Annotated in this window: 1 rRNA gene; it reads right to left on the reverse strand. The window is 48.7% G+C overall.

The window, feature by feature from the left end:
- Positions 1 to 121 (reverse strand): 23S ribosomal RNA (locus AC1DKN_RS21080); the annotation flags it as partial.
- Between the last annotated feature and the right edge of the window lie 223 nt (positions 122 to 344).

Raw genomic sequence — 344 nt, forward strand, 5'->3', positions numbered from 1 at the left:
CATTCGGACACCCTGGGATCACAGTCCGGTTATCGACTCCCCCAGGCTTATCGCAGATTCCTACGTCCTTCTTCGGCTCCTAATGCCAAGGCATCCACCGTGTGCTCTTAAAAACTTGACCACAAAAGATCAAGGAGTAATTTTCGAGARAACCACAGAAACCACCACCATCACCCCAAAAGGCAACAGCGACAGATCCAGGTTCATATTCTTGGAAATTGCTTCTTATAAAAGATGCTCGCGTCCACTATGTAGTTCTCAAACAACAACCCCGTACCACACACCCCACACACACAACATGCATGATCGGTGCAGCCAGGAAACCAGAAACACAAGTCCCGGAA

The organism is Arthrobacter sp. 01N444, from assembly GCF_056399305.1.